The following is a 25,703-nucleotide window of genomic DNA, read 5'->3' as shown; positions in this document are numbered from 1 at the left end:
GCTCGGCCCGCCGCCCTAAAACATCTCCCAAAATCATTCCTGGGAGAGCCTCGCCATGCCGTTCGCCAAACCCTTTGTCAGGCCCGATGTCGCCAATATCCTGGCCATGCTCGCCGCCCAGCCGGGCCCCAAATTGTCCGAAATATCGCCCGCCGAAGGGCGTGCCATGATGCAGGGCATGGGCCAGTTGATGGAGCGCCCGATCGGCGAGATGGCCATGGCCGATCTGGCCATCCCCGGCCCGGCCGGCAGCATCCCGGCCCGGCTCTACACGCCGGAAAACGCCGGCAGCGCCGTCGTCGTCTTCTATCATGGCGGCGGCTGGGTGATTGGCGATCTCGGCGTCTATGACAGCGTGTGTGCCGAAATCGCGCGCCAGTTGGGCCTCCGGGTCGTGTCGGTCGATTATCGCCTGGCACCCGAAGCCGTGTTCCCGGCCGCCACCGAAGACTGCATCGCCGCCACCCGCTGGGTCGCCGGCTCCCCGGCGGAACTGGGCGCAGACGTGTCCGGCATCATCCCGGCCGGGGACAGCGCGGGCGGCAACCTCGCCGCCGCCGTCACCCGCGAACTGGCCGGCACGCTGCCGGTGCCGATCCTGGCGCAATGGCTGATCTACCCGGCCACCGACATGACCGCCGCCGAAGGTTCGATGGTGGAATTTGCCGAAGGCTATCTGCTCACCAAGGATTCGATGGACTGGTTCCACGCCCATTTCATGAAGGGTTCGGAAGGCAAGTTGCTGCACCCCTGGGCCAGCCCGCTGCACGCCGAAACCCTGGCCGGCCTGCCGCCGGCGCTGGTGTTCACCTGCGGGCTGGATCCGCTGCGCGATCAGGGCCGTGCCTATGCCGCCCGCCTGATCGAACATGGCGTGCGCACCATCTATCGCGAGGCCGCTGGCCAGATCCACGGCTGCATCACCCTGCGCGCCGGCATCCCCAGCGCCCAGGATGATCTCACCGCTTGCATCACCGATCTGAAGCTGCTTCTGGCGGGGGCATGACGCCCTCCTCCATCCCGCGCGAACATCCCTCCGGCCTGCCCTATCGCCCCTGTGTGGGGGTGATGCTGGTCAATGCCGATGGGCTGGTGTTCACCGGCCAGCGCCTCGACCAGATGGTGGAGGCCTGGCAGATGCCGCAAGGCGGGATCGATCCCGGCGAAGACCCGTATGAAACCGCGCTGCGCGAACTGTGGGAAGAAACCGGCGTTGACCCGAAGCTGACGTCCCTGCTCGGCGACACGCCGGACTGGCATTATTACGATCTGCCCGATGAACTGATCGGCCGCATCTGGAAGGGAAAATATGCCGGCCAGCGCCAGAAATGGTTCGCGTTGCGGTTCCACGGCACCGATGCCGATGTGAACATCGCCACCGAACATCCCGAATTCCGGCACTGGCGCTGGAGCCCGGTGGACACGCTGGTCGAGATGGCGGCCCCCTTCAAACGGGAGCTTTATGCCGACATCATCTCGGTGCTCGGCCCCTATCTCTGAGGCCAGGCAATCGGCACCACCCGCGGCACCAGCACGGCAAGGCTGAACAGCGCCACCAGCGGCATACTGGCGGCCAGTGCGAAGGCGGCATTGTAACTGCCGGTCGCATCGATGATCGCCCCGGTGATCAGCGGGTTCACGATGCCGGCGATATTGCCAAAGCCGTTCTGCACGCCGGTCCATTTGCCCACCGCGCTGGGGCCGGCAAACATCTGGGCCATCATGTTCACGCAGACGTGCATGATGCCGATGCCGAACCCGGCCAGCAGCAGCGCCGCGATCAGCGCGCCCTGATTGTCAGACAGCGGGATGCCGGCGAGGCCCGCCGCCGTCATCACCGTGCCCAGCATGGCGCCGCCGCGCCGCACCGGGCCGGGTGCCAGACCGCGCCGCAACAACAGGTCGTTCACCTGCCCGCCGATCAGTGCGGCCGCCGCCTGCGCGGCAAAGGCCAAGGCGCCGATCCACGCCATGTCAGCCAGGCTGTAGTGGCGCACCTCCACCAGCCACAACGGCAGCCAGGTGACGAGGAAATAGAGGCCAAAGCCCCAGCACACCTGCGCCAGCGACAGCGACAGCGCCGCCCGGGTGAACAATATCTGCAGATAGGTCGGCCCCTCGCCACCGGCCGCGCCATGATCGGCCGGCGGCGGCAGGCGGCGGATGGTGGCCACCCACGGCAGCAGCCACAACAAGGTGAAACCGCCGACAATGGCGAACAGCCAGCGCCAATCGAGCACCGCGAGCAGCAGACCGCCCGCCAGCGTGCCAAAGGCCGGCCCCAGCGCCAGCCCCACCGACAGCGCCGCATTGGCCGCCCCCTGCCGGGCGGCATCGACATGATCGACAATCAGCTTGAACAGCGCCGGAAAGGTCACCGCCTCGCCCACCGCCAGCAGCAGCCGCAGCAGCACCAGCGCCATCAGGCCATTGGCCAGGCCGGTCAGCGCCGTCGCCAGCCCCCACAGGCCAAGACCGGCCGCCAGCACCCAGCCGGCGTTGCTGCGCCCAACCAGCCAGCCGGCCACCAGCTGGCCCGGCGCATAGACCCAGAAGAAGGCCGAGGCTGCCATGCCATATTCGGTGGCCGTCAGCCCCAGATCGGCCTTCAGCCGCGGCGCGGCGATGCCCAGCGTGCCGCGATCAACATAGTTGATGAACACCGCCAGCCCGATCAACCAGACCAGCGCCGTCACCGCCCGCGTGTTTGCTGCCATGCCGCATCCCCCCTCGGAAAGGCTGCGGTGCCGATCGCCATCCGTCAAGCAGGCGGATCACCAGCCTCTGGGCAGAAGGCCATTCGGCACCGCGCGTGTCGGCGCCTAAAGATCGGGATAAGGCGGTGCCCGCAGCGGTATCGTGGCCTTCTTGACCACCGCCGTGCTGGTGCGGGCGAGCATGTGCAGCGGCTCCAGAACCTGGTCGAGATCGGCAACGTCGCGCAGCACGACCCGGGCGATGAAGCAATCGTCGCCCGTTACCCCATCGCATTGCACGATCTGCGGCATGTCCTGCAGCGCGCGCTCCACATCGCGCAGCCTTCCCGGCAAGGGCTCGATGCGGACTATCGCCTGCAGGGCATAGCCCAGCGCTGCCCAGGACACGTCGGCGGCATAGCCCCGGATCACACCGGCCTCTTCCATTTGCCTGATACGTTCGCGCACGGCGGGGGCTGAAAGTCCCACCCCGTCTGCCAGCGTGCGCAGGCTGGTGCGAGCATCGGCGAGAAGCGCGCCAAGGATGGCGCGATTCGGGGCGTCAAGCGCAACTTTCCGAACAATGCTCATAGCGGCGACCCACCTTCCTTATCGATGCAAATAGCCAGATATAGTTTTCATCACGCCGGTACAAATGCAAGTTCGCCCGCTATGATAATTGCATGAATGGAGACCTGATCATGGATGTGCAACGCATCGCCGCCTTCAGCCGCAATGGCATCGGCGGCAATCCCGCTGGCGTGGTGCTGGCCAACGAACTGCCCGCGCCAGACGACATGCAGCGCATTGCGGCGGAGGTCGGCTATTCTGAAACGGCCTTTGCCGCACCCATCGCAGGCGGCGGCTGGCGCGTGCGCTATTTCGCGCCTGGTCTGGAAGTGCCCTTCTGTGGCCATGCCACCATCGCCCTGGGCGCGGCATTGGGTGCCGCGCATGGCGCCGGCCATTATGCCCTGACGATCAATGATGGCGCCATCGCGGTCACGGCCGAGCCGTCGGCGGCAGGCTGGCGCTGCACCCTGCAATCGCGCCCGACCAGCAGCGCAACCGTTGACGATGCCATGCTGGCCGATGCGCTGACGCTGTTCGGCTATGGTGCGGATGATCTGGACCCGCACATCGCGTCACGCCTCGCAAATGCCGGTTCCCAGCACCTCATCATCGCCTTGGCCAGCCGCGCGGCCCTGTCACGGCTCGCTTATGATCTCGATGCCGGACGGCGCTTCATGCTGGCGCATGGCCTGGTCACGGTGATGTTCATCCATCACGCCGCTGATCAGCATTTCGATGCCCGCAACGCCTTTGCCGCTGGCGGCGTGCTGGAAGACCCTGCCACCGGTGCGGCCGCCGCTGCGCTGGCTGGCATGCTGCGCGACACGCATTGGCCGCACAATGGCCACATCACCATCGCGCAGGGGGACGATATGGGCAGCCCGTCCACCCTCGAGGTGATGCTGACCGACGAGCCTGGCGCCCCGGTCGCGGTGCGCGGCGAGACGCGACCGCTGCATTGATGCCGCTGGACCGGCCGGTCAGATCAACCCGGCCAGCGGGCTCGACGGGTCGGCATAGCGGCGCTTGCCCATGCGGCCGGCGCGATAGGCGAGGCGGCCGGATTCGACGGCCAGCTTCATGGCGCGGGCCATCATGATCGGGTCCTTCGCCTCGGCAATCGCCGTGTTCATCAGCACGCCGGCACAGCCCAGTTCCATCGCCACCGCCGCGTCTGATGCGGTGCCGACGCCGGCATCGACCAGCACCGGCACCCTGGCATTCTCGATGATCAGCCGCAGCGTCACCGGGTTCTGGATGCCAAGCCCACTGCCGATCAGGCTGCCCAGCGGCATGATGGCCGCCGCGCCCGCCTCTTCCAGCCGCTTGGCGGCAATGGGATCATCGGCGCAATAGACCATCACGTCGAAGCCATCCTTCACCAATATCTCTGTCGCCTTCAGCGTTTCGGCCATGTCGGGGTAAAGCGTGCGCGCCTCACCCAGCACCTCGAGCTTGACGAGATTCCAGCCGCCTGCCTCCCGCGCCAGCCGCAGCGTGCGGATGGCATCATCGGCGGTGAAGCAGCCGGCGGTGTTGGGCAGATAGGTGAAGCGCTTGGGATCGAGGAAATCCGTCAGCATCGGCTGGGTGCGGTCCATCACATTCACCCGCCGCACCGCCACGGTGACAATCTCCGCCCCACTCGCTTCGGCGGCAGCGGCATTCTGGGCATAATCCCTGTATTTGCCGGTGCCGACAATCAGGCGGCTGGTGAAGCGCCGGCCGGCAACTTCCCAGCTGTCATCATCCTGTCCACCGCCAACGAAATGCACGATTTCAAGGCTGTCACCCTCGGCCAAGACGACATCTCCATAGGTCGAGCGCGGCACGATTTCGCGGTTGCGCTCCACGGCGACCTTCTCGGCCGGCAGGTCAAGGCTGGCCAGCAGATCGCTGATGCGGCTGCCGGCGGCGATGCGGTGGGGTTCGCCATTGAGGGTGATGGTCATCGTCATAAATCGGTGGCGGCGGCCAGCACGGCGGCGCGCAATTCGGGAATGCCCAGGCCTTTTTCCGAACTGGTGGCAATCACCTGCGGATAGGCGGCGGGGTGGATGCGGCTGGCGCCCAGCGTCGCTTCGGTCAGCGCTGCAAGCGCGCTCGGCTTGATCTTGTCGGCCTTGGTCAGCACCACCTGGAAGCTGACGGCGGCCTTGTCGAGCAGGCTCATGATCTCGCGGTCCACCGGCTTGATGCCGTGGCGGCTGTCGATCAGCACCAGCACCCGCTTCAACACGGCGCGGCCGCGCAGATAATCGAACACCAGATGCTTCCACTGCCGGATCACATCCTTGGGCGCCTCGGCAAAGCCATAGCCCGGCATGTCGATCAGCCGGAAGGCGGTGGGTTCGCCCACATTGAACACGTTCAATTCCTGCGTGCGCCCCGGCGTGACCGATGTGCGGGCCAGCCCGTTGCGGCCGGTGATGGCATTCAGCAGCGAGGATTTGCCGACGTTTGACCGGCCGGCAAAGGCGATTTCCGGCACGTCGGGGGCGGGCAGGAACTTGAGCTCGGGCGCAGACAATTGAAAGGCCACCGGCCCGGCAAAACGCCGCCGGGCCAGCTCGATCAGCTCATCCTGTTCGGCGGCGTCGCTCACTTCTTGCGCCGCCGGTTGGCCGGGGGATTGGGCGCCGGGCGCGGGGCCGGGTTTGGCTTCACGTCGATCACGGCGGCGGCCGGCGGTGTCGCCGGGGTGGGATATTTGCGGTTCATGTAGAGCTGCTGGGCGATCGACACGAGGTTGTTGACGCACCAGTAAAGCTGCAGGCCGGCGGCGAACGGTGCCATGAAGAACATGAACAGCCACGGCATCAGTGCAAACACCTGCTGCTGCACCGGGTCCATCGTCGCCGGGCTCAATTTCTGCTGCAGCCACATGGTGAAGCCCAGGAAGATCGGCAGCACGCCGAGCGCGATGAAGGCCGGCGGCTGCCAGGCGATCAGGCCGAACAGATTGAGCGGCGTCAACGGATCGGGCGCCGACAGATCGTGCAGCCACAGCACGAACGGCTGGTGGCGCATCTCGATCGACACCAGCAGGGTCTTGTAGAGGGCATAGAAGATCGGGATCTGCAGCAGGATCGGCAGGCAGCCGGCGAGCGGATTGACCTTCTCGGTCTTGTAAATGGCCATGATCTCCTGCTGGGCGCGCAGCTTGTCATCGCCATATTTGTCCTGGATCGCCTTCATGCGCGGCCCGATCAGCCGCATCTTGGCCATCGATTCATATTGCTTGTTGGCAATCGGGAACATCAACGCCCGCACGATCAGCGTCAGCCCGATGATGGCTACCCCGAAATTCTGGGTCAGCTTGAACAGGAAATCGAGCAGATAGAAAATCGGCTTGGCAATGATCTCGAACCAACCCCAGCTCACCGCCTTGTCCAGCCGCGGAATGCCAGCCTCGGTATAGCGGTCGAGCAGGTTCACCTCCTTGGCGCCGGCAAACAGCCGGTTGGTGGTGGCAATGCGGGCGCCGGCCGGCACGGTGATGGCACCGGCCAGCCAATCGGCCTGATACTGGCCCGCGGCCTGCTGGAAGGTGGCGGTGATCTTCGCCTTGGGATCGGGCACGCTGGCGGCCAGCCAATATTTCTCGGTCAGGCCCAGCCAGCCGCCGGTGGAGGTGAAGCGCTTGGGCCCTTCATCCTTCAGCTTGGCATATTCGATGTCGGTGTCATTCAGCTTGTCATCCAGCACGGCGACCGGACCGACATGCACATTGGTTTCGGCCTTGTGCGCCTCACCCCGGCGCGACACCAGGCCATAAGGCGCCAGGCTTACCGGGGCCGCGCTGCGGTTCTCGATGCTCTGTTCGACGGTGAACAGATAGTCGCTGTCCACGCTGATCTTCTGGCGGAAGGTCAGGCCCTGCGGGCTGGTGTAGGTCAGGGTCACCGGGGTGGCCGGGGTCAGCGTCGGGCGGTCCGCCGTCCACAGCGCGCCGGCCGGCGGCGCCACCGCGCCGGTCCAGCCGAACTGGGCAAATTGCGCATCGGCGGTGCGGCTCGGCGAAAACAGCCGCACCGGCGGGGAGGCCTTGTCGATGGTCTGGCGATAATCGGGCAGCACCAGATCATCAAAACGCCCACCGACGAGGTTGATCGAACCCTTCAGGCGCGGCGTGTCGATGGCAACGCGCGGAGATGACGCCAAGGCGACGGCCTGGCTGACAATCGCGCCCTGTCCGGTGACGGCCGGGGCGCTGCCCGCCGGCGCGGCCGCTGCCGGCACAGCCGTGGCGGTGGCCGCCGGCTTGGCCGGCGCAGGCAGGAACCGGTCCGACAGGAAGGTCCAGCCGATCAGCACCAGCGATGAAAGCACCACCGCAAGCACGATATTCTTCGTGTCGGGGGATTGATTGTCCTGAGGCAAAGGGAAGGTCCGTCCGTTGGGATTCGTGTTGTCGGGCGCTGCTATAGCCGTTCAAGGCACCGGGTCATAGCCCGAACCCCCCCATGGGTGGCAGCGGGCGATGCGCCGTGCGGCCAGCCAGCTACCACGGGCCGGGCCGTGACGCTCGATGGCGGTGATGGCATAGTGCGAACAGCTGGGGGTGAAGCGGCAGCTCGGCGGCAGCACGGCCGAAAAGGTCAGCTGCCACAGCCGGATCGGCCCAATAACCAACTGCTTGATAAGGCGCTTCATGGGCCGCTGTCTCCCTTGGGCTTGGGCGGGAGATGGGCTTTGGCCAGCGCTTTTTCCAGATCGGCGCGCAATTGGGCGAAATCGCGGGTCAGGCCGCTGTCCCGGCCGATCAGAACATGATCGGCGCCAACATGGCCATGGGCCGGCAGCACCAACTGGACGATGGCGCGCAACCGCCGCTTCAGCCGGTTGCGGGTGACGCTGTTGCCGATCTTCTTGGTGACGGTATAGCCGGCGCGCATCGCCGGATTGCCATCATCGCGCTGGCGCACAAGCAGCACAAAGCCGGCGGATGGAACCCGCCGGCCCTGATTTGCAGCCAGGAAATCCCGCCGCTGCCGGATGGTCTCCGGCGCGCGCACCCGAATCAGGCCGTCAGCTTCTTGCGGCCACGGGCGCGGCGGGCCGCGATCACCTTGCGGCCACCAACGGTCGCCATGCGGGCGCGGAAGCCGTGGCGGCGGGCGCGGACGAGCTTGGAGGGTTGATAGGTGCGCTTCATGGCAAACGTCCTGAACAATAGAGTCTGGCTGGCGCCAGTTGCCTGCGCGCCGAAAGATGGGTGCGGATAATGTGGCCGCGCCCCAGAGTCAACCAGCTTATGGGGGGACTTGTGGGGCCGTTGTGGCCAGTTGTGACTGGACAAGCCGGAATCTGCTGGCAAAGGCGAGGGCCATGGACATCTCGCCGCTCGCCCTGCCCTTCCCCGCCCTTGCCCCCATCGCCGGCGTGCGCATCGGCACCGCCAGCGTGCCCTACAAGCGCTGGACGCGCGATTGCGTCACGCTGGTGGAACTGGCCGAAGGCACGGTGGTGGCCGGGGTGACCACCCAATCGAAATGCCCATCACCGGAAGTGGAATTGTGTCGTGCCAAATTGCCGGGCGGCCGGGCACGCGGCCTGATCGTCAACGCCGGCAACAGCAACGCCTTCACCGGCATGGCTGGCCGCCAGGCTGCCGAGGCGCAGGCCGCCCGCGTCGCTGAGCGGCTGGGCTGCAGCGCCGATCAGGTGTTCAGCGCGTCCACCGGCGTGATCGGCGTGCCGCTGCCGGTTGATCTGGCGCTGGCCGGGGTTGACCAGGCGCACGCCCACCTGGGCCAGGCCGATTTTCTGGCCGCGACGACCGCAATCGGCACCACCGACACCTTCCCCAAGGCCGCCACCAGCAGCGCCATCATCGGCGGCACCCGCGTGACGCTGAATGGCATCGTCAAGGGCAGCGGCATGATCGCGCCTGACATGGCGACCATGCTGGGCTTCATCTTCACCGATGCCGCCGTCAGCCCGGCGCTGTTGCAGCAGATGCTGCGCGCTGCTGTCGCCACCACATTCAACTGCATCACCGTCGACAGTGACACCAGCACGTCTGACACGGTGCTGGCCTTTGCCACCGGTGCCGCCGGCCACGCCGTGCTCACCGGCATGGATGATCCCGGCGCCGATGCGCTGGCCGCCGCGCTGGCCGATCTGTGCCGGCAATTGGCCATATTGGTGGTGCGCGACGGCGAAGGCGCGCAAAAGCTGATCGAGGTGACGGTGTCTGGCGCGGTCGACGATTGCAGCGCCCACCGGGTCGCCATGAGCATCGCCAACTCGCCGCTGCTGAAAACCGCGATTGCCGGCGGCGACGCCAATTGGGGCCGGGTGGTGATGGCGGTGGGCAAGGCCGGCGAACCAGCCGAGCGCGATCTTCTCTCCATCCGCTTTGGCGACACGCTGGTGGCGCAGGCCGGCGGCGTCGTGCCCGGCTATGACGAAGCGCCGGTCGCCGCCCATCTCGCCGGGCAGGAGGTGCGGCTCACCGTCGATCTCGGCCTCGGCCCCGGCCGCGCCCGCGTGTGGACCTGCGATCTCACCCACGGCTATATCAGCATCAACGCCGATTATCGCAGCTGATCCGATCCTCCCCAAACTTGTTTGGGGAGGTGGCAGCCAAAGGCTGAGGAGGGGCCGCGACGGAGGAACGCTTGGCCGCCACCTCCCCATTCAGAGAATGGGGAGGATCAGCTTTGACCGGCATCATCGCAGCCATGACGCCGATCCTCTATCACTACCCCGCCTCGCCCTTTGCCGAGCTGGTGCGCGCCGCCTTCGGGCTGAAGCGCCTGGCCTGGGGCAGCCTGATCGTCTCCAACATCCTGCCCAAGCCGGACCAGACAAGGCTGACCGGCGGCTATGGCCGCACCCCGGTGGTGCAGCTGGGGGCCGACATATATTGCGACACCGGCGCCATCCTGCCGGCGCTTGATGCCCTGCCCGGCCCCAGCCTCTACCCGGCGCCCCTGGGCCCGCTGCACCGGCTGGTCGCCAGCTGGGCCAACGGGCCGCAATTCTTCGCCCATGTCGGCGCCGCAATGGGCGGGATGACGCCGGAGATGATGGGAGAAGGCTTCATCAAGGATCGGCAGGCGCGCTTTGGCATGGATCTGGCTGCGCTCGGCAAGGCCGCGCCGCACCTGGCCGGCCAGGCCATGGTCGCCGCCCATTGGCTATCGCTCTGCCTGGCTGATGGCCGCGCCTTCATCGGCGGCGACGCGCCGGGGGCCGGCGATCTGGCGCTCTATTCAAACATATGGTTCGTCAACGCCGTGCCGACGGCCGCCGCCAACGCCCAGGCCATGCTGGCGATGCCCGGCGTTGCCGACTGGTTTGCCCGCATGGCTGCGCTCGGCCTTGGCGACCGGCAGGAGGTGAGCGGTGACGACGCGCTCGCCGCCGCCCGCGCCGCCCCGCCGGCGCCCATCAACGGCACGGTGGACGCGCCCTATCAGCCCGGCATGCTGGTGGGCGTCACCCAGGAAGGCACGAAGGACGCGCCCAGCATCGGCCGGCTGTTGCGCTGCTGCCCGGACGGGATCAGCATCGCACGGGAGGTGGTGGACGGCCTCACCGTCCACGTCCACTTCCCGCGGCTTGGGCAGGTGGTGACGCCGGCTTAAGCCAGCGCGCCTTCCAGCCAGGTCTTCAACTCGCCCTTCGGCTTGGCGCCGACCTGCATCGCCACCGGCTTGCCGCCCTTGAACAGGATCATGGTGGGGATCGACATCACGCCATAACGGCCGGGCGCCTCCGGATTCTCGTCGATATCCACCTTCACGATATCGACATTGGCCATTTCGGCATCCAGTTCTTCCAGCGCCGGGGCTATCATGCGGCAGGGGCCGCACCACTGCGCCCAGAAATCGACCAGCACCGGCTTGTCGGCGTTGATCACATCGGCTTCAAAGCTGGCATCGGTCACGGCCTTGGTCATCGCTTGCACTCCAAATTCGGGTTCACTGCGGCAAGATAGTGATTGGATCGGCCGGCGGCAATGCGGCCGATGGCTGCCATGTGCTGAGCGTATGGGCATCCAGTTCGATGAGGCGCGGCCCGGCGGTGTAGAGCAGCGCCGCCCGCACGCTGCGTCCCGGAAACACCGCCGCCAGCGCCGCGGCATAGGCGGCCATTTGCGCCACATGCGCCGGCGGCACGGCCGCCAGATCGGCCGGCACGCGCGCGCCGGTCTTGAAATCCACCGCCAGCACATCGGTCTCGGTCACCAGCAGCCGGTCGATGCTGCCGGCAATCACCGCCGGCCCCACCACGGCCGCCACCGGCGCTTCGGTCAAGGCACCGGGCGCGAACACCGCCGCAAAGGCCGGATCATCCAGAACGGCGGCCACGGTCGCCAGCAATTCATCGGCATCGAGATCAGGCACGTTGAGCGCGCACCATTGCCGCGCCACCGCATCCCGCGCCGCCGCATCCAGCCCCGGCAGCGTTTCAAACAAGCGGTGCAGCGCGGTGCCGCGCCGGGCAGCGGCCTGGCGCCCGGCATCAGGCGGCGGCGCGGCCACTGGATCGGGGCCGAGTGCGGACGGGCTCAACGGCCGTGGTGGCCGGGCTTCGGCCGGGGCAGCCCGCTGCCACCAGGGATCGGTGGGCAGGCTGATGCTGGCAGGCGCGAGGCTGGCCGGCTGCACCGCCACCGGTGGCCCGGCATGCAAGCGCTGCACCGCTTCGGGCCAGTTGGGATCATCCACCGCCACCAATCCGGCATCGGCCAGTGCGCCGGCCACCATGCCAAACCAGGTGCCATCAGGCAGGCCGCCATCCGATTTCGGCTTGGCCGCACCGGCCAGGCACAGCATCTCCTCCGCCCGGGTCAAGGCAACATAGAGCAGGCGGTGATATTCGCGCCGCGCATTATCCTGCCGGGCCGCCAGCGCATCGGCCAGCGCCGGCGGCGGCTGCACCAGCCCCGCTGGCAGCCACAGCGGCAGTTCCGGCCCATCGGGCACCGGCATGATCAGCGCCCCGCTTTCGGTGCGCAGCGTGCCGCAGGCATCGGCCATGATGACGATCGGCGCCTGCAGCCCTTTGGCGCCATGCACCGTCATCAACCGCACCGCATCCAGCGCCGCTTCGGGATCGCGCTTCACCTCCAGATTTTCGGCCGCCATCCAGGTTAGGAAGGCCTGAAGGCTCGCCGCACCCGCCGCCTCGCAGGCCAGCGCCTGGTCCAGCACCGTGTCGATGGCATCGCGCGCCTCTTCCCCCAGCCGGGCCAGCAGGCGGCGGCGGCCAGCCAGCGGGCCCGACAGCACGGCTTCGAGGAAGCGATAGGGCGACACATCGCGGCCAAGCCGCAGCAATTCCGCCAGCCAGTCGCGCGCCGCCGCCACATCGGGGTCAAGGCTGGCCTGCACCTCGGCCCACAGGCTGCCCTCCCGCTTGGCGGCCAGCGCGGTCAGATGCTGGTGATCCAGATTGCAGAAGGGCGACAGCAGCAGCGCCGCCAGCGTCAGATCATCGCCCGGCTGCAGCACCCAGCGCACCAGCGCCACCAGATCGGCCACGGCCAGCGGCTCGGCCAGGTTCAGCCGGTCAACGCCGGCCACCGGCACACCGGCATCGTGCAGCGCCCCCACCAGCGCGTTCATCAGCCTGCCGCGCCGGCGCAGCAGCACCAATATGTCCTGCGCGCGGGCGCGGCGGCCGCTGGCCGGCAGGATCAACGGATCGGCATCGCCCAGCCAGCCGGCGATGCTGGCCGCAATGCGCCGGGCCAGATCAATATCCTGCGCCAGCGGCGGCTCGTCGCTGCTGCCATCATCCTCGTCGGCAGCAGCATCAGCCGCGCCAGTGTCAGCCTTGGCCAGCAGCGGCGGCCACAGCAGCACGGTGCCCGCGCCCTGCTTGTGCGGCACGTGCGCCGGGATCGCATCCCGGTCAAACTGCTCGGGGCCGACATGGTCGATCACCCGGTCCACCACATCAAGGATCAGCGGCACCGAACGGAAATTGGTGCTGAGCGGCAATTCCTTCCACCTGTCCGGCTCCGCCTCGCACAGAAGGTGGAACTGCTCCTTCTTGGCGCGATAGATCAGCGGATCGGCGCCCTGGAACCCAAAGATGGACTGTTTGAAATCCCCGACCACGAACAGGCTGCGGAACCGGTCGCGCTGGCCCTTGCCGGCGAAAAATTCCTCCACCAGCGCCTGCACCACATCCCATTGCAGCAGGTTGGTGTCCTGTGCCTCGTCCACCAGCACATGGTCGATCCGGCTGTCGAGCTTGAAGCGCACCCAATCGGCAGCGCCGGCACCGGCCAGCAGGCGGGCGGCGGCGGCGATCATGTCGTCATAATCGATCACCCCGGCCCGGTGCTTGGCAGCAGCCAGATCGCGCGCCAGCCGCACCGCCACGCGCAGGTGCCGGCCGGCATGCTCCAGGATCTGCCAACGCTCCTGCTCCGCCCGGATGGCCAGCAATTGCACCTGCACATGCTCGCAGAACGCCCGCAGCTCCGGCTCCTCATCGTCCAGCGCCTTGGGAATCAGGCCCGTTGGTTTGCGCGCCTCGTTCTTGCCGGTGAAAAACAGCCCCCACAACTTGGGCCACAAGCCATTGCGGTCCGCCGCGCCCACCACCGCGCCCAGGCCTTCGCCCAGTTTCAGCGCATTCACCCCGCTCTGCCGGCCCAGCGCCCGCGCCATCTCGGCCAGTGCATCCCAGGGCAGGCCGGCCAGCCCGGCGGCCAGCGTCGCGGCCGCACTGCCGCCATCGGCCATCCCCAACATGCGGCGCAGCAGCGGGTCCACCCCCTCCACCCGCAGCGCCGCCAGCGCCTCGCCATATTTGCCCAGCCCGGCCATGATGGCGTGCAGCCGGGCTTCGCCGCCATCCAGCGCAATCGCCTCGACATCGCGGCGGAAGCCCCGGTCGCTGCGGTCCGACAGGGCATCGGTCAACACCCGGCGGCGCAGCAGGGCGGCGGCCCGATCATCCAGCGTCTGGAAGCCCGGCGTGATCCCCGCCTCAACCGGAAAACTGGCGATCAGCCCCTGCGCGAAACTGTGGATGGTCTGGATGGCAAGCCCGGCCGGCGTTTCCAGCACGGCGGCAAACAGGCCGCGCGCGCGGCGGCAGGTTTCGGCATCCACCGGCGCGCGGATGGCAGCGAGATCATGGGCCAGATCATCGTCGGGGCAGCCGGCCCAATGCGCCAGCCGCGCCATCACGCGCGCCTGCATTTCAGCGGCGGCCAATTTGGTGAAGGTCAGGCACAGGATCGATGGTGGCGCCGCGCCGGCCAGCAGCAGGCGCAGCACCCGGGCGGTGAGCACCTGGGTCTTGCCGGTGCCGGCCGATGCCGCCACCCAGGCATGCACATCCGGATCGGCGGCATCGGCCTGTTCCGGCAACAGGGCGTCAAGCCGCCTCATGACATGCGCCTCGGCCGGTTGATCCATTCGGCCACCCGCGCCAGATGGTCATAATCCGTCCATGCCCATTGCGGGCGCAGCTTGGGCACAAACGGCGTTTCGGCCAGCAGATAGCGGCCAGCCAGTTCGGTCGCAAACTCCAGCACGCCGGCCATGTGCGCCGCCGCATCGCCATCCTTGCCCAGCGGTGCGGCCACCTTGCCGGCTTCCTTGTGGCTGCCGCGCAGCTGCCAATATTCGATCCCGCCCGGCCTGCCGGGCCGCAGCGCTGCCGTGCCATCGGCAGCCTGGCCCTGGAGCGCCAACGCCAGGCCCAGCGCCAGCTGATTGGCCTCCAGCGCCTGCACCCGCTTGCCCGAAGGCACGCCGCCGGTCTTGTAATCCACCACGCGCACCCGGCCATCGTCATGCCGGTCGATGCGGTCGATCTTGCCACTCAGGATCAGGCCGCCGGCCAGCGGCAGCCGCAGCTTCACCTCGGCCAGCATCTGGCGCCAACCGGTCTGTTCTTCGGCGAGGATCAGGGCGCCGGCCCAGTGCAGCGCCACGCGCATGCGCGGCAGCCAGGTCGCCTCCAGCAGCGGGAAATGCCGGGCCTCACTCTCCAACTCCTCGGCGATGATGCGATCCAGATCATGCAATGTGCCGTGCTGGCGGCGCACCCAGCGTTCCAGCACCTTGTGCACCAGCGTGCCGCGCATCGCCGGCGTCGGGTCCTGGTCCAGCGGGTCGAGCGGCTCCAGCTTCAGGATGCGGCGGGCATGAAAGGCGAAGGGATCGGCGATCAGCGTGTCGATCTCGGTGATGCTCAGGCCCTTGGGCCGCAGATCGAGCGCAGGGTTGGGTTCGGGCAGCGCCACCGGCTGCGGCCCGGCCGGCGCGCCATCCAGCCGGCGGGCCAGCGCCACCAGATCATCGCGGCGCGGCAGGGCTTCCGCCCCGGCCCGTTCAAACTGGGCGATCAGGCGCAGCCACAGCCGCGATGGCAGCTGCGGGCCGCCGGCATCGCGGCGCGCCCGGGTGATCAGCACCTTGGGGCCACAGGCGGCGCGCAGGAAATCCTGCGCCGCCAGCCCCTGCGCCCGCGCCGTGCCGGGCAGGCCCAGCCGGGCGCGGATGGCCGGCGCCAGCCAGGGATCGGGGCTGGGCCGGCCCGGCCAGCTCGTCTCGTTCAGGCCGGCCAGGATCATCAGATCGGCGCGGGCCAGCTGCGCTTCCACCGGGCCCAGGATGGCGAGGCGCGGATGGCCCTGGCCGGGCACGCGCACTGCCACCCCATCAATCAGCACGGCCAGCAGCGCCGGTGCCTCGTCGGCCGACAGGGCGCAGAAATGCGCGCCATCGCGCTCCAGATCGGCGATCAGCCCGGCCAATTGCCGGCCATCCGGCCCGGCCCAGCCGTCATCGCCCGCCAGCGCGCCAATCGCCTGGCGCAGGGCAGCGGCCAGATCGGGCAGGGTGAAATCCGCCCGGTCGCGCAGCGCCTCCAGCGGTGCCAGCGCGGCGGCCACATCCTCCCACCATTCGTCCATGGCGGCAGTATCGGCCGGCCGCTTTTCCCCCACCCAGCGGGTGACATGCTCGCCCACGGCGTCCAGCCCCGGCGGCGGCCGCACCCCGCGCAGGCCCAGATCGGCCAGCAGCAGCGCCCGGGCAAAGCCGGCATCGCCGGCCCGCACCAGCCGGTTCTTCAACACGGCAAGCAGGCGGGCCGGGGCAAAGCCTTCGGCCAGCGCGGCCACCAGCGCCAGCGCCAGCGCGCCGGGCGGGCGCAGCGCCAGCGGTTCCCCGGCGCTGCTGTCCACCATGATGCCCCAGCGCCGGCAATGCGCCGCCACCCGCCGCGCCAGCACCGGATCGGGCGTCACCAGCGCGGCGCGCTGGCCCGGCACCTCAAGCGCCTCGCGCAGGGCCAGCGCCACCAGCTGCGCCTCTTCCGCCGCCGTGGCGCATTCGGCCAGCATCAACCCGGCGCGCGCCGCCGCTTCGGGCGCATCGCCGGGCGGGGCCGCTGCGGGGGCGAGCGCCGCCAACAGGGCCGCCGCGCGCTCGGGCGCGCCATCAAGCGGCCCGGCCCCATGCGGCCAGCGCTGCACATCGGCCCGGTCCAGCCCCAGGCCGGCCAGCAGCGCCTTCAACCCCCATTGCGGGTGGCCGGCATCATCACGGCTGGCCGGGTCATCGGCATCCGCCAGCCGGATCGCCTGCCAGCGCGCCTCACCAGCGGCCGAAACATCATCATCCAGGCCGGGTAACACCACCAGGCCATCGGGCAAGCGCAGGATCGCCGTCAGCAGTCGCACCAGCGCCGGCGTGGGGTTGGCAATCCCGGCGGCCACCACCAGACCGGCCGGCGGCGCCGCCTGCCAGCGGGCGATGGTGCCATCGATCAGCGTCGCGAGCCGGGTCACGCCCTCGGCACCGCCCTGCTGCTGCCGCGCTTCCGGCCACAGCGCGATGATCAGTTCCAGATAGGCGAGGGTTTTCTGCCAATGATCGGCCAGATCCTGGCCATCGGCAGCAGCCGCCAACGCTTCGGGCGGGATTTCGGCGGCCAGCAGCGCATCCAGCACACCGGCCAGCGCATCGCCCAGCCGCAGCCGCTCCACCGCGGTGCGGGCGCCGCCCGGCAGGCGTTCGGCCAGCCGCGCCATGGTGAAACGGCGCACCAGCGGCGGCACGGCCGCGGCCACCGGCGCCTGCCCTTCGACCAGGCGGGCAAAACCGCCATCATCCAGATCGCCCACCGGCACCATGCGCGGCAGCAGCAGCCCGCCCGCCCCGCCCGGCAATTGCCGCACAAAGGCTTCGGTGAGCGCGGTGACAGCGCGGCGGTTGGGCAGCAGCACCAGCGCCTGGGCCAGCCGCAGCGGATCGCTGCCACAGCGCGCGAGCAGGCCGGCCGCCAGCGCATCGGCAAAGCCGACGTGCAGGGGAATGTTGAACAGGGCGGGCGCGCGGGCAAGGCCCGGCTGGGGGGCAATCACGGCTTCAGCTTAACCGCGGGCCGGCCCGCCGCACAAGCCTGTCAGGCGGCGTTGCGGCGCTGGTAACGGCTGCGCACCCGCTGTTCGGCGCGGATGGCATCCACCGCCAGGGCCAACATGGCGCGATAGGTGTCGGGCGCGATGGCCAGGAAGCTGCGGCGGCCATCTCGCTGGCACGGGCGGCGCACGATCAGGCCGGCCTTGGTCATGCTGTTGATCCAGCGCAGCGCCGTCGTGCTGGGCACATCGGCTGCAATGCACAGGCTGGTGACCGAGGTTTCACGCCGCCAATAGTGCGCCACCGACAGATCCAGCAGCATGTCCCACGCCGGCTCGCCCAGCGCCAGGCCGGGCAGATGCCGGCCGCGCAGGCGGCGGATGCGGAACTGGGTTTCCAGAAAGGCGATGCAATCACCCTCCGAAATGCCATGGTCGGGCGGCACCGCTGCCTGCCCCACCAGGCGATCGGCCAGGGCGGCCAGCCCCTGCGCCATGTCGGCCACCTGCCGCGCGATGGTCACGGCCGGATCGCCTGCCAGCGCCGCGTCACCGCCCGGGCGACCGACCGGCAGGTCGAGCGCGCCGATGTCCGCCACAATGGCCGACAACGCCTGTTCGATGAGCACATGATCCTGACGGCTGGCCAGCGCACCGGGTGCGGCCGGCAGGGATGCGGGTGCGGGTTCGGCCGGGCCGGCATCAGGCACCCCGGTTCCAGCTGGCCGGTTCACCGCCGGCTGGGCCATGCCCGGCCGCGATCCCATCCTGCCCGTCACCCTGGAATGCATCATGCTGAACGCCCCCGCTGCCTGGTTGAGAGGCGGCGAGCCCTAACAGCAACTCCAGGCGGGAGAGGCAGGGAGGATGGTCCAATATGGACAGTCCAGCCTGGGAAATATGTTCATTCAGCTTTCTATCCGGTGACCAGGCCGCCAACGGCGCATAGTCTGCGGGCCCGGCCGGCATCATGGCCAGGCACAGCTGCGCCGCCGGCCGCATCACCGGGCCACCGGGCAGCCGCATTATCTGCCAGCCCATGATCTCCGCCAGCATGGTGACCGGCTCCGCCAACGGGGCGGGCACGCCAATCAACGCCAATTGCAACGGCGGTCCCGGATCAGGCGGCCGGGCGTTGCACCGCATCGGGGGAGGCTGCACCATCATCGTGCCTCCCGAAACGGCCGCCCGGCCAAGGCCTTGCCGATATTGATGGTTAGCCGGCAACAACCATCAGCTGTTCCAGCGCCGGAAGCGCCACCGGCATGATCAACCGGTCCAGCCCCTGTCGGGCCAGCACGGCGGCCAGTTCATGGTCCGTCGTCGCCACCGCCACCACCCGGCCACGGCTGCACAGCTGCAGCCGGCCCTCCTGCGCCGGCTTGTCATGCCCCCCGGCTGCTGCCGGTCCGCTCACCTGCCATCCCAGGATCTCGAACATCAACCACAGCTTGTCGCGCTCATCCCCAGCCGGCAGATCAATCCAGACACTGCGCACCTCGTGGCAGCCGGCGTGCCGGCCGGGCACGTCATTGGCAATATACACGGCTGTTTCCCTTAGTTGACCCGGTGCAATGGTTAACACCCTCCTAACAGTCTGGAGAAGTCAAGATAGCGCCAGAACGGACATACTCGCATTTGCACCAGACTGGCCCGCCACCGGCTCGACACGCACGCGCTGCCATGCTTCCATTGCCCCCGGTCCATTCAGGGGAGACGATCCATGTTCAGCCACATCATGGTTGGCGCCAACGACACCGCCGCATCCAAGGCCTTTTATGATGCAACCTTCGCCGCCATGGGCATCGCGCCCGGCTTTGCCGACGACAAGGGCCGGGTGTTCTGGATGACGCCCACCGGCATATTCGCCATCACCCCGCCCATCGATGGCCAGCCCGCCACCTGTGGCAACGGCAGCACCATCGGCTTTGCCATGGAAAGCCCGGCGATGGCCGATGCCTGGCACGCCGCCGGCATCGCCAATGGCGGCACCGCCATCGAGGATCCGCCCGGCGTGCGCGCCGGTGGCATGGGCGCGCTCTATCTTGCCTATCTGCGTGATCCGGCCGGCAACAAGCTGTGCGCGCTGCACCGGATGCCGGCCTGATGCGCGGCCTTGCATTTGCGGCCCTGCTGGCGCTGGCGGCCCCGGCCGCCGCCCAGCTGGTCCAGGACAAGCCGGCGCTCACATTGGCTGGCGCCCGCATCATCACCGAAGCCGCCCAGGCCGAAGCCGAAAAGCGCGGCCTGAAGGTGACGATCGTGGTGGTGGACCCGGCCGGCGTGCCGATCGCGCTGCGGCGGATGGACGGCGCGCCGCTGGGCGGGCCCGACATCGCCACCGGCAAGGCGCAGACGGCGGCGCGCTACAACAACCCCACCGCGCTGTTCGAACAACGGCTGCAGAAGGAAGGCCAGCTGCGCTATCTCACCTTCCCTGGCGTCATGGTGGCCTCCGAAGGGGGGCTGCCGGTGAAGCTGAATGGCAGCACCGTGGGCGCGGTCGGTGTGTCGGGCGCGACCAGCCAGGAAGACGGGCTGATTGCGGCGGCCGGCGTGGCGGCGCTGGAAGCGGCGGCCACGAAAAAATAGCCTTGGGCGCAGCGGCCGGCGGCGGCAACGCTCCGCCTCTTGCCGCTGCCCCCACCACCGCGCTATGAGGCGCGCACAACAACGTCAGGAGAGACCGCCATACCACCGCCCCCTCGCCGCTTCATGAGCACGCCGGCCCCGATTTCCGGCCCGCTTTATGATGAGTTCATCAAGTCTCCCAAGGTCCGTGTGATCGATCAGGACGGGGAGAATCTGGGCGTCCTCTACACCCGCGAAGCCATTGCGATGGCCCAGGAAGCGGGTCTCAACCTGGTGGAAGTCTCTCCCGGCGCAGACCCGCCGGTGTGCAAGATCCTCGATGTCGGCAAGTTCAAGTACGAGGCCCAGAAAAAGGCCGCTGCCGCACGCAAGAACCAGAAGACGCAGGAGATCAAGGAGATCAAGATGCGTCCCAACATTGATGAGCATGATTATCAGACCAAGATGAAGGCCATCGCGCGCTTCCTCGAGGAAGGCGACAAGGTGAAGCTCACCCTGCGCTTCCGCGGCCGCGAGCTGTCCCATGGCGAGCTTGGCCTGAAGCTGCTGGAGCGCGTCCGCGACGAAACCGCCGATGTCGCCAAGGTGGAGCAGCTGCCCCGCCTGGAAGGCCGCCAGATGCTGATGGTGATCGCGCCGAAGTAACCCGAACCGCTCCCCTCCCGCTTGCGTGAGGGGCCGGGGGTGGGTGGTCCCGGCTGATTGCCTTTCCCGGCGGGCCCGGCTAACCGGCGGCCATGTCCTTCTTTGCCCCGCCCCTCACCGGCATCAAAGCCGATCAATATGCCCAGCTGAACCAGCAGCTCAGCCTGCTGATCGGCGATGAACGCGACTTCACCGCCAACATGGCCAACATGGCCGCGCTGCTCTTTCACCAGCTGGCTGATCTCAACTGGGCCGGATTCTATCTGATGAAGGATGGCGAACTGGTGCTGGGCCCGTTCCAGGGCAAGCCGGCCTGCATCCGCATTCCGCTCGGCAAGGGCGTCTGCGGCACGGCGGCGGCAACGCGGGTCGCCCAGGTCGTGCCCGATGTCCACGCCTTTCCCGGCCACATCGCCTGCGATGCCGACAGCCGCTCCGAAATCGTCGTGCCGCTGATCGCCGATGGCCGGCTGATCGGCGTGCTTGATCTCGACAGCCCGAAACCCGGCCGCTTCGATGAAGACGACCGGGCCGGGCTGGAAGCGGCAGCGGGGCTCATGCTGGCCGCCAGCCAACTGGTCTGAACCCGGTGCCGCCGGCCCAAGGGGGCCAGAACCGGCGGCACCGGCATCAGATCATTTGTTGAACTTCAGCACGAAATCCTGGCGGGTGTTGGCCATCGCGGCATCAATGCCCTTCAGCGCCTGGGCGCGCTGTTCCGGGGTCAGATCGCGCGAGGCTTCGATCGCGGCCCGGGCCGATGCCATGGCTTCGCGCTGGATCTTCTGGATTTCCATGCCGCAGGTGGCGAGCTGCGGGAAATCGGCGTCAGCAGGCACCTTCACCCCTTCCTTCTCGCAGCGCGCGCGCATGTCAGCCTTGATCGCCGCCATCTGCTCCTGCGCCATCTTGTGGGCGCCGCCGGCCATCTCCATCCGCCGCACCATCACCATCTTGCGGCCATCGGCGGTGGTCGTCACCTGAACATCCGCATTGCCGGGCGCGTTGCCGGGCCCACCAGCCTTGCCGTCAGCACCAAACGCCATCACGTGCGGCATATGCTCTCCACCGGCGACATTGTCGGTGATCACCTTGCCATCCTTCATGATCACGGTGCGGACCACGGTCTTCTCACCCTTTTCGCCCTTCGCACCCTTGTCGCCCTTCTGGTCGATCCTGTGGGTGAAGACCATCACGCGCGGCGCTTCCGGCGCATCGGGGGCGGCGGGCGGCGACACGGCAGCGGGTGGGGCCGGCGGGGCCGGGGGCGCGACGGGGGAGACCGGGGCCGGCGGCGCGGGCGGGGCGGGCGGGGCCGGCTGTGCACCCGAAGCGGTGGCAATCAGGCCGCCAACGGCCAGGCCGGAAACAGTCAGGGCCCCCAGCACGCGGCGCGACAGCCCGAATTTGCGGTCTTTCATCATGGCAATACGGTCCTTCAACTGGCTCTTGTGGTTCATGGCGCACGCCGCGATGGGGGTCGCGACGCAGGCCGATTTCAGCACCGCCTGGCCATAGGCGGCACGGGTTTCGCCATCGCTGCCGGCCAGCACCGTGGCATCACAGGCAAGCTCCTGATCCGACCGGAAGGCGCGCCAGGCGGCATGGGCGATGGGGTTCCACCAGTGGGCGGCCAGCACCACCAGCCCGGCCAGGTTGGCCAGAAGATCAAAACGGTCGTGGTGCGCGCCTTCGTGCAACAGGGCCATGCGGCGCTCGGCCGGCGAATAGCGCTTCAGGAAATCCGCTGGCAGCAGCACGCGCCGCTTGATGATGCCGGCCGCCATCGGACCAGGCACATGGGCGGATACGATCACGTCCACCCCGCCCAGCCGGGTCAGCAGTTCGCCCTCGCGCACCGCCTTGCCGATGAAGCGGGCATGGCGGCTCCACTGCACCGCCAGAAAGGCCACCGCCCCCGCCGCCCAAAGGCCCAGCAGCAGCGTCGGCCAATCCGGCACCAGGCCAAGTTCGGGCCCGGCCCGCACCACCGGCGCCGGCAACGGCTGGGTGTAGAGCGCGGCATCGGCCGGGCGCATCAGCGCCAATGCCATGTCGCCATCGGGTTTCGTCTGCGCCACCGGCACATACAAGGACTGCCAGCCGGGGATCGCCGGCATTGCCATGCGCAGCGCCGGCAGCGCCCACAGCGCATAGGCCAGATGTGCGCCCCACAGCCGCGCCACGGTGCGGCGCACCGCCAGCACCAGCAGCATCAACAGGCTGGCGCCAATCAGCGCCTCCACCAGCCATTCGCTGTTCAGCCAATGCATCATTGCTTCAGCTCCCGGATCAAGGCTTCCAGTTCGGCAATATCGGCAGGCGAAAGCTCGCCACGTTCAGCGAGATGCGCCACCAGCGGCGTCGCCCGGCCGCCGAACAGCCGGTCCACCAGCCGCCGCGATTCCCCGGCGGCCACCGCCGCCCGCTCCACCGCAGGTTCATACAGATAACGCCGGCCATCCTCGGTCGTCGCCAGCGCGCCCTTGGCCGCCAGCCGCGACAACAGGGTCTTCACCGTCGGCAGGCTCCAGCCGGTTTCCACCAGCCGGGCCGCCACATCCTGCGCCGTCAGCGGGCTGGTGTGCCACAGCACCTCCATCACCTGCCATTCGGCTTCGCTGATCCGCTCGCTCATTCCCGCCTATCCGATTCGGCTACGTCTGTAATCGTCATACTGATTACGCATGTAATCGTCAACTGCCGTATTGCAAGATTGATACAGCGCGCCCACATCGGCCGGCAGCCGGATCGGGCATGACGCCGCGTCCGGGGGGAGACGCGCACCGCATGGACCGGCTGGACCGTCCGTTTGCCGATGCCTATGCCACCGGCCTTGGGCTGTCGCCGGCCGTGGCGGCCCCGGTTGCGCCGCCGCCTCGCCGCTGGGGCCGGCGCATCGCCTTGGGCCTGCTCACACTCATCGCGGCGCTGCTCGCCTGGCTGGCCATCACAGCGCCACTGTCCAAATCCCTGGCGCCCATCGCCCGGCCACAGATCACCCTGCTCGCCGCCGATGGCAGCCCCATTGCCCGCAAGGGTGCCCGCATCGAAGCCCCGGTGCGCATCGCCGCGCTGCCAGCCCATGTGCCGGGCGCCGTGATCGCCATCGAGGATCGCCGCTTCCGCCAGCATCTTGGCCTTGATCCGGTGGCCATCGCCCGTGCGGTGTGGAGCAACATCACCACCGGCCGCACCCAGGGCGGCAGCACCATCACCCAGCAGCTGGCGAAATTCACCTTCCTCACACCCGAACGCAGCCTCACCCGCAAGGCCCGCGAAGCGCTGATCGCGCTGTGGCTGGAAGCCTGGCTGACCAAGGACCAGATCCTCGAACGCTATCTGTCCAACGCCTATTTCGGTGACAATTGCTATGGCCTGCGGGCGGCCGCGCTGCATTATTTCAACCGCCAGCCCGAACGCCTCACCCGCGCCCAGGCCGCCATGCTGGCCGGGCTGCTGCAGGCACCCTCGCGCCTTGCCCCCACCCGCAACTATGCCGGCGCCCGGGCGCGCATGAAGCTGGTGCTGGCCGCCATGGCCGATACCGGCGTGATCAGCGCCGCCACCGCCCGCCGCACCCGCGCGCCGCGCCTGGATGTGCAGCGCGAGGCCGATCTGCCCAGCGGAACCTGGTTTGCCGATTGGGCCATGGCCGAAGTGGAGGATGATGACGACAACGCCTATGCCAGCCGCACCGTCACCACCACGCTGGATGCCCGGTTGCAGCGCGCCGCCCGCCGCGCCGTGGCCGGTGTCGCGCCCAGGGGCGCCCAGGTCGCGCTGGTCGCCATGCGCCCCAATGGCGAGGTGGTGGCCATGCTGGGCGGGCGCGATTATGCCGCCTCCCCCTTCAACCGCGCCACCCAGGCCCGGCGCCAGCCCGGCTCCACCTTCAAGCTGTTTGTCTATCTCGCTGCCCTGCAGAACGGCTGGTCACCCGATGACCGCATCGCCAACACGCCGATCACCGAAGGCAGTTACCGCCCGCGCAATTCCGGCGACCGCTACAGCGACGGCCTCGCCCTCGCCCAAGCCTTTGCCCAATCCAGCAATGTCGCCAGCGTGCGCCTGATGCAGGCGGTGGGGGATCGCAAGGTGATTGCGCTGGCGCGGCGGATGGGCGTGCGCACCCCGCTGCCGGCCGGCGATCCCAGCCTGGCGCTCGGCACCACCGGCCTCACCCTCATCGAGCTGACCAGCGCCTATGCCGGCTTTGCCGGCAACGCCTTCCCGGTGCGCCCCACCGCCCTGCCGGTGACCCCGCCGAGCCTGTGGGACCGGTTGTTCAACGCGCCCGCCGCCCTGCCCGATGCCGTGCACGACGACATGGCCTCCATGCTGCGCGCCGTCATCACCCGCGGCACCGGCCGCGCCGCCAATCCCGGCCGCCCGGCCTTTGGCAAGACCGGCACCACGCAGGACAATCGCGATGCCCTGTTCGTCGGCCATGCCGGCGATCTGGTGGTCGGCGTGTGGGTGGGCCGGGATGACAACCAGCCGCTGGGCAACATCACCGGTGGCGGCCTGCCGGCACGGATCTGGCGTGATTTCATGCGGCGTGCCATGCCGCCGCCGGCAGCCGATGATGACGAGGCCGACGAACCGGATGCGGCCGATCCGCCCGATGCCGCCTTCGATCTCGGCCCCGATGCCGAGCTGCGGCTGGAAGATGGCGAGGCCGTGCTCACCACCCGCATCGGCGATCAGGATATCGATGTCCGCCTTGATCTTGATCGCGCCGAAGCCTTCGCCCGCCGGCTGGAACAGCAATTACCGCCGCCCGATCCACCGCAGTAAGCGCAATTTGCCGTTGCCCCGCCCGGCGTGATAGGGTGCTCCCC

At 68.6% G+C, this 25,703-nt stretch carries 26 protein-coding genes; 10 read left to right on the top strand and 16 right to left on the bottom strand.

Going from position 1 to position 25,703, the window contains the following annotated elements; genetic code table 11:
• Positions 1–55: 55 nt before the first annotated feature.
• The gene (locus AC6BOR_RS12380; protein ID WP_498058698.1) at positions 56–1,006 is read left to right on the top strand and encodes an alpha/beta hydrolase; all 951 of its coding nucleotides are present in this window, start codon (positions 56–58) and stop codon (positions 1,004–1,006) included.
• A complete protein-coding gene (locus AC6BOR_RS12375) occupies positions 1,003–1,500 on the top strand; it encodes an RNA pyrophosphohydrolase (protein WP_498058697.1) in 498 nt (165 codons plus the stop codon). The genes AC6BOR_RS12380 and AC6BOR_RS12375 overlap by 4 nt, the downstream gene beginning before the upstream one ends.
• On the opposite strand, the gene AC6BOR_RS12370 is transcribed toward AC6BOR_RS12375, so the two are convergent.
• Entirely contained in the window at positions 1,491–2,717 is a 1,227-nt protein-coding gene (locus tag AC6BOR_RS12370; RefSeq protein WP_498058696.1) for an MFS transporter, read from the bottom strand. The genes AC6BOR_RS12375 and AC6BOR_RS12370 overlap by 10 nt on opposite strands.
• Before the next feature lie 105 nt (positions 2,718–2,822).
• Complete coding sequence (locus AC6BOR_RS12365; protein ID WP_498058695.1) at positions 2,823–3,287, bottom strand: Lrp/AsnC family transcriptional regulator; 465 nt, start codon at positions 3,285–3,287, stop codon at positions 2,823–2,825.
• Positions 3,288–3,397: 110 nt separating this feature from the next.
• Between AC6BOR_RS12365 and AC6BOR_RS12360 the strand changes: the two genes are divergently transcribed.
• Entirely contained in the window at positions 3,398–4,231 is an 834-nt protein-coding gene (locus AC6BOR_RS12360; protein ID WP_498058694.1) for a PhzF family phenazine biosynthesis protein, read from the top strand.
• Positions 4,232–4,249: 18 nt separating this feature from the next.
• Here the strand turns inward: AC6BOR_RS12360 and thiS are convergent, their stop codons facing one another.
• From thiS to rpmH, 6 genes are read right to left on the bottom strand one after another with little or no spacing between them, the layout of a single operon-like run.
• Positions 4,250–5,227 (bottom strand): sulfur carrier protein ThiS, encoded by a 978-nt coding sequence (thiS, locus tag AC6BOR_RS12355; RefSeq protein WP_498058693.1) that lies wholly within the window; start codon positions 5,225–5,227, stop codon positions 4,250–4,252.
• Positions 5,224–5,874, bottom strand: coding sequence for a ribosome biogenesis GTP-binding protein YihA/YsxC (gene yihA / locus AC6BOR_RS12350; protein WP_498058692.1), 651 nt, complete (start codon positions 5,872–5,874; stop codon positions 5,224–5,226). Before yihA ends, thiS begins: the two co-directional genes overlap by 4 nt.
• Positions 5,871–7,652 (bottom strand): membrane protein insertase YidC, encoded by a 1,782-nt coding sequence (yidC, locus tag AC6BOR_RS12345; protein WP_498058691.1) that lies wholly within the window; start codon positions 7,650–7,652, stop codon positions 5,871–5,873. Before yidC ends, yihA begins: the two co-directional genes overlap by 4 nt.
• A gap of 51 nt (positions 7,653–7,703) precedes the next feature.
• Positions 7,704–7,925, bottom strand: coding sequence for a membrane protein insertion efficiency factor YidD (yidD, locus tag AC6BOR_RS12340; RefSeq protein WP_086117052.1), 222 nt, complete (start codon positions 7,923–7,925; stop codon positions 7,704–7,706).
• Positions 7,922–8,287: a ribonuclease P protein component gene (gene rnpA, locus AC6BOR_RS12335; protein WP_086117051.1), complete on the bottom strand. Its 366-nt coding sequence runs from the start codon at positions 8,285–8,287 to the stop codon at positions 7,922–7,924. Before rnpA ends, yidD begins: the two co-directional genes overlap by 4 nt.
• 5 nt (positions 8,288–8,292) lie before the next feature.
• Complete coding sequence (gene rpmH / locus AC6BOR_RS12330; RefSeq protein WP_094473956.1) at positions 8,293–8,427, bottom strand: 50S ribosomal protein L34; 135 nt, start codon at positions 8,425–8,427, stop codon at positions 8,293–8,295.
• 173 nt (positions 8,428–8,600) lie between these two features.
• On the opposite strand from rpmH, the gene argJ reads away from it, so the two are divergent.
• Together argJ and AC6BOR_RS12320 are read left to right on the top strand one after the other, a co-directional pair.
• Complete coding sequence (argJ, locus tag AC6BOR_RS12325; RefSeq protein WP_498058690.1) at positions 8,601–9,824, top strand: bifunctional glutamate N-acetyltransferase/amino-acid acetyltransferase ArgJ; 1,224 nt, start codon at positions 8,601–8,603, stop codon at positions 9,822–9,824.
• Between the two features lie 113 nt (positions 9,825–9,937).
• Entirely contained in the window at positions 9,938–10,867 is a 930-nt protein-coding gene (locus AC6BOR_RS12320) for a glutathione S-transferase family protein (RefSeq protein ID WP_498058689.1), read from the top strand.
• On the opposite strand, the gene trxA is transcribed toward AC6BOR_RS12320, so the two are convergent.
• The 6 genes from trxA to AC6BOR_RS12290 form a co-directional block, all read right to left on the bottom strand.
• A complete protein-coding gene (trxA, locus tag AC6BOR_RS12315) occupies positions 10,864–11,181 on the bottom strand; it encodes a thioredoxin (RefSeq protein ID WP_498058688.1) in 318 nt (105 codons plus the stop codon). The two genes, AC6BOR_RS12320 and trxA, sit on opposite strands and share 4 nt — an antisense overlap.
• A 22-nt stretch (positions 11,182–11,203) precedes the next feature.
• Positions 11,204–14,638: a double-strand break repair helicase AddA gene (gene addA, locus AC6BOR_RS12310; protein ID WP_498058687.1), complete on the bottom strand. Its 3,435-nt coding sequence runs from the start codon at positions 14,636–14,638 to the stop codon at positions 11,204–11,206.
• Positions 14,635–17,625 (bottom strand): double-strand break repair protein AddB, encoded by a 2,991-nt coding sequence (gene addB, locus AC6BOR_RS12305; protein WP_498058686.1) that lies wholly within the window; start codon positions 17,623–17,625, stop codon positions 14,635–14,637. Before addB ends, addA begins: the two co-directional genes overlap by 4 nt.
• 41 nt (positions 17,626–17,666) lie before the next feature.
• Positions 17,667–18,371 (bottom strand): hypothetical protein, encoded by a 705-nt coding sequence (locus AC6BOR_RS12300; protein WP_498058685.1) that lies wholly within the window; start codon positions 18,369–18,371, stop codon positions 17,667–17,669.
• Positions 18,325–18,678 (bottom strand): hypothetical protein, encoded by a 354-nt coding sequence (locus AC6BOR_RS12295; RefSeq protein ID WP_165768687.1) that lies wholly within the window; start codon positions 18,676–18,678, stop codon positions 18,325–18,327. Before AC6BOR_RS12295 ends, AC6BOR_RS12300 begins: the two co-directional genes overlap by 47 nt.
• 160 nt (positions 18,679–18,838) lie before the next feature.
• On the bottom strand, positions 18,839–19,168 hold the full coding sequence (locus AC6BOR_RS12290; RefSeq protein WP_498058684.1) for a hypothetical protein: 330 nt from the start codon (positions 19,166–19,168) through the stop codon (positions 18,839–18,841).
• 177 nt (positions 19,169–19,345) lie between these two features.
• On the opposite strand from AC6BOR_RS12290, the gene AC6BOR_RS12285 reads away from it, so the two are divergent.
• The 4 genes from AC6BOR_RS12285 (at position 19,346) to AC6BOR_RS12270 (ending at position 21,443) form a co-directional block, all read left to right on the top strand.
• Positions 19,346–19,729: a VOC family protein gene (locus AC6BOR_RS12285; RefSeq protein ID WP_498058683.1), complete on the top strand. Its 384-nt coding sequence runs from the start codon at positions 19,346–19,348 to the stop codon at positions 19,727–19,729.
• A complete protein-coding gene (locus tag AC6BOR_RS12280) occupies positions 19,702–20,214 on the top strand; it encodes a GlcG/HbpS family heme-binding protein (protein WP_498058682.1) in 513 nt (170 codons plus the stop codon). Before AC6BOR_RS12285 ends, AC6BOR_RS12280 begins: the two co-directional genes overlap by 28 nt.
• A 123-nt stretch (positions 20,215–20,337) precedes the next feature.
• Positions 20,338–20,859 (top strand): translation initiation factor IF-3, encoded by a 522-nt coding sequence (infC, locus tag AC6BOR_RS12275; protein ID WP_086117039.1) that lies wholly within the window; start codon positions 20,338–20,340, stop codon positions 20,857–20,859.
• A gap of 92 nt (positions 20,860–20,951) precedes the next feature.
• Positions 20,952–21,443, top strand: coding sequence for a GAF domain-containing protein (locus AC6BOR_RS12270; protein WP_498058681.1), 492 nt, complete (start codon positions 20,952–20,954; stop codon positions 21,441–21,443).
• A 51-nt stretch (positions 21,444–21,494) separates the two neighbouring features.
• Here AC6BOR_RS12270 and AC6BOR_RS12265 read toward each other — a convergent pair whose 3' ends face one another.
• Entirely contained in the window at positions 21,495–23,135 is a 1,641-nt protein-coding gene (locus AC6BOR_RS12265) for a M56 family metallopeptidase (protein ID WP_498058680.1), read from the bottom strand.
• Positions 23,132–23,497: a BlaI/MecI/CopY family transcriptional regulator gene (locus AC6BOR_RS12260; RefSeq protein ID WP_086117036.1), complete on the bottom strand. Its 366-nt coding sequence runs from the start codon at positions 23,495–23,497 to the stop codon at positions 23,132–23,134. Before AC6BOR_RS12260 ends, AC6BOR_RS12265 begins: the two co-directional genes overlap by 4 nt.
• A 119-nt stretch (positions 23,498–23,616) precedes the next feature.
• Here AC6BOR_RS12260 and AC6BOR_RS12255 point away from each other — a divergent pair, with 119 nt between their 5' ends.
• On the top strand, positions 23,617–25,659 hold the full coding sequence (locus AC6BOR_RS12255; protein WP_498058679.1) for a transglycosylase domain-containing protein: 2,043 nt from the start codon (positions 23,617–23,619) through the stop codon (positions 25,657–25,659).
• Positions 25,660–25,703: the final 44 nt, after the last annotated feature.

The organism is Sandarakinorhabdus sp. FBCC-B8862, from assembly GCF_059745315.1.
Note: the sequence above shows the minus strand (reverse complement) of the source record. Positions and strands in the feature narration are given on the sequence as shown.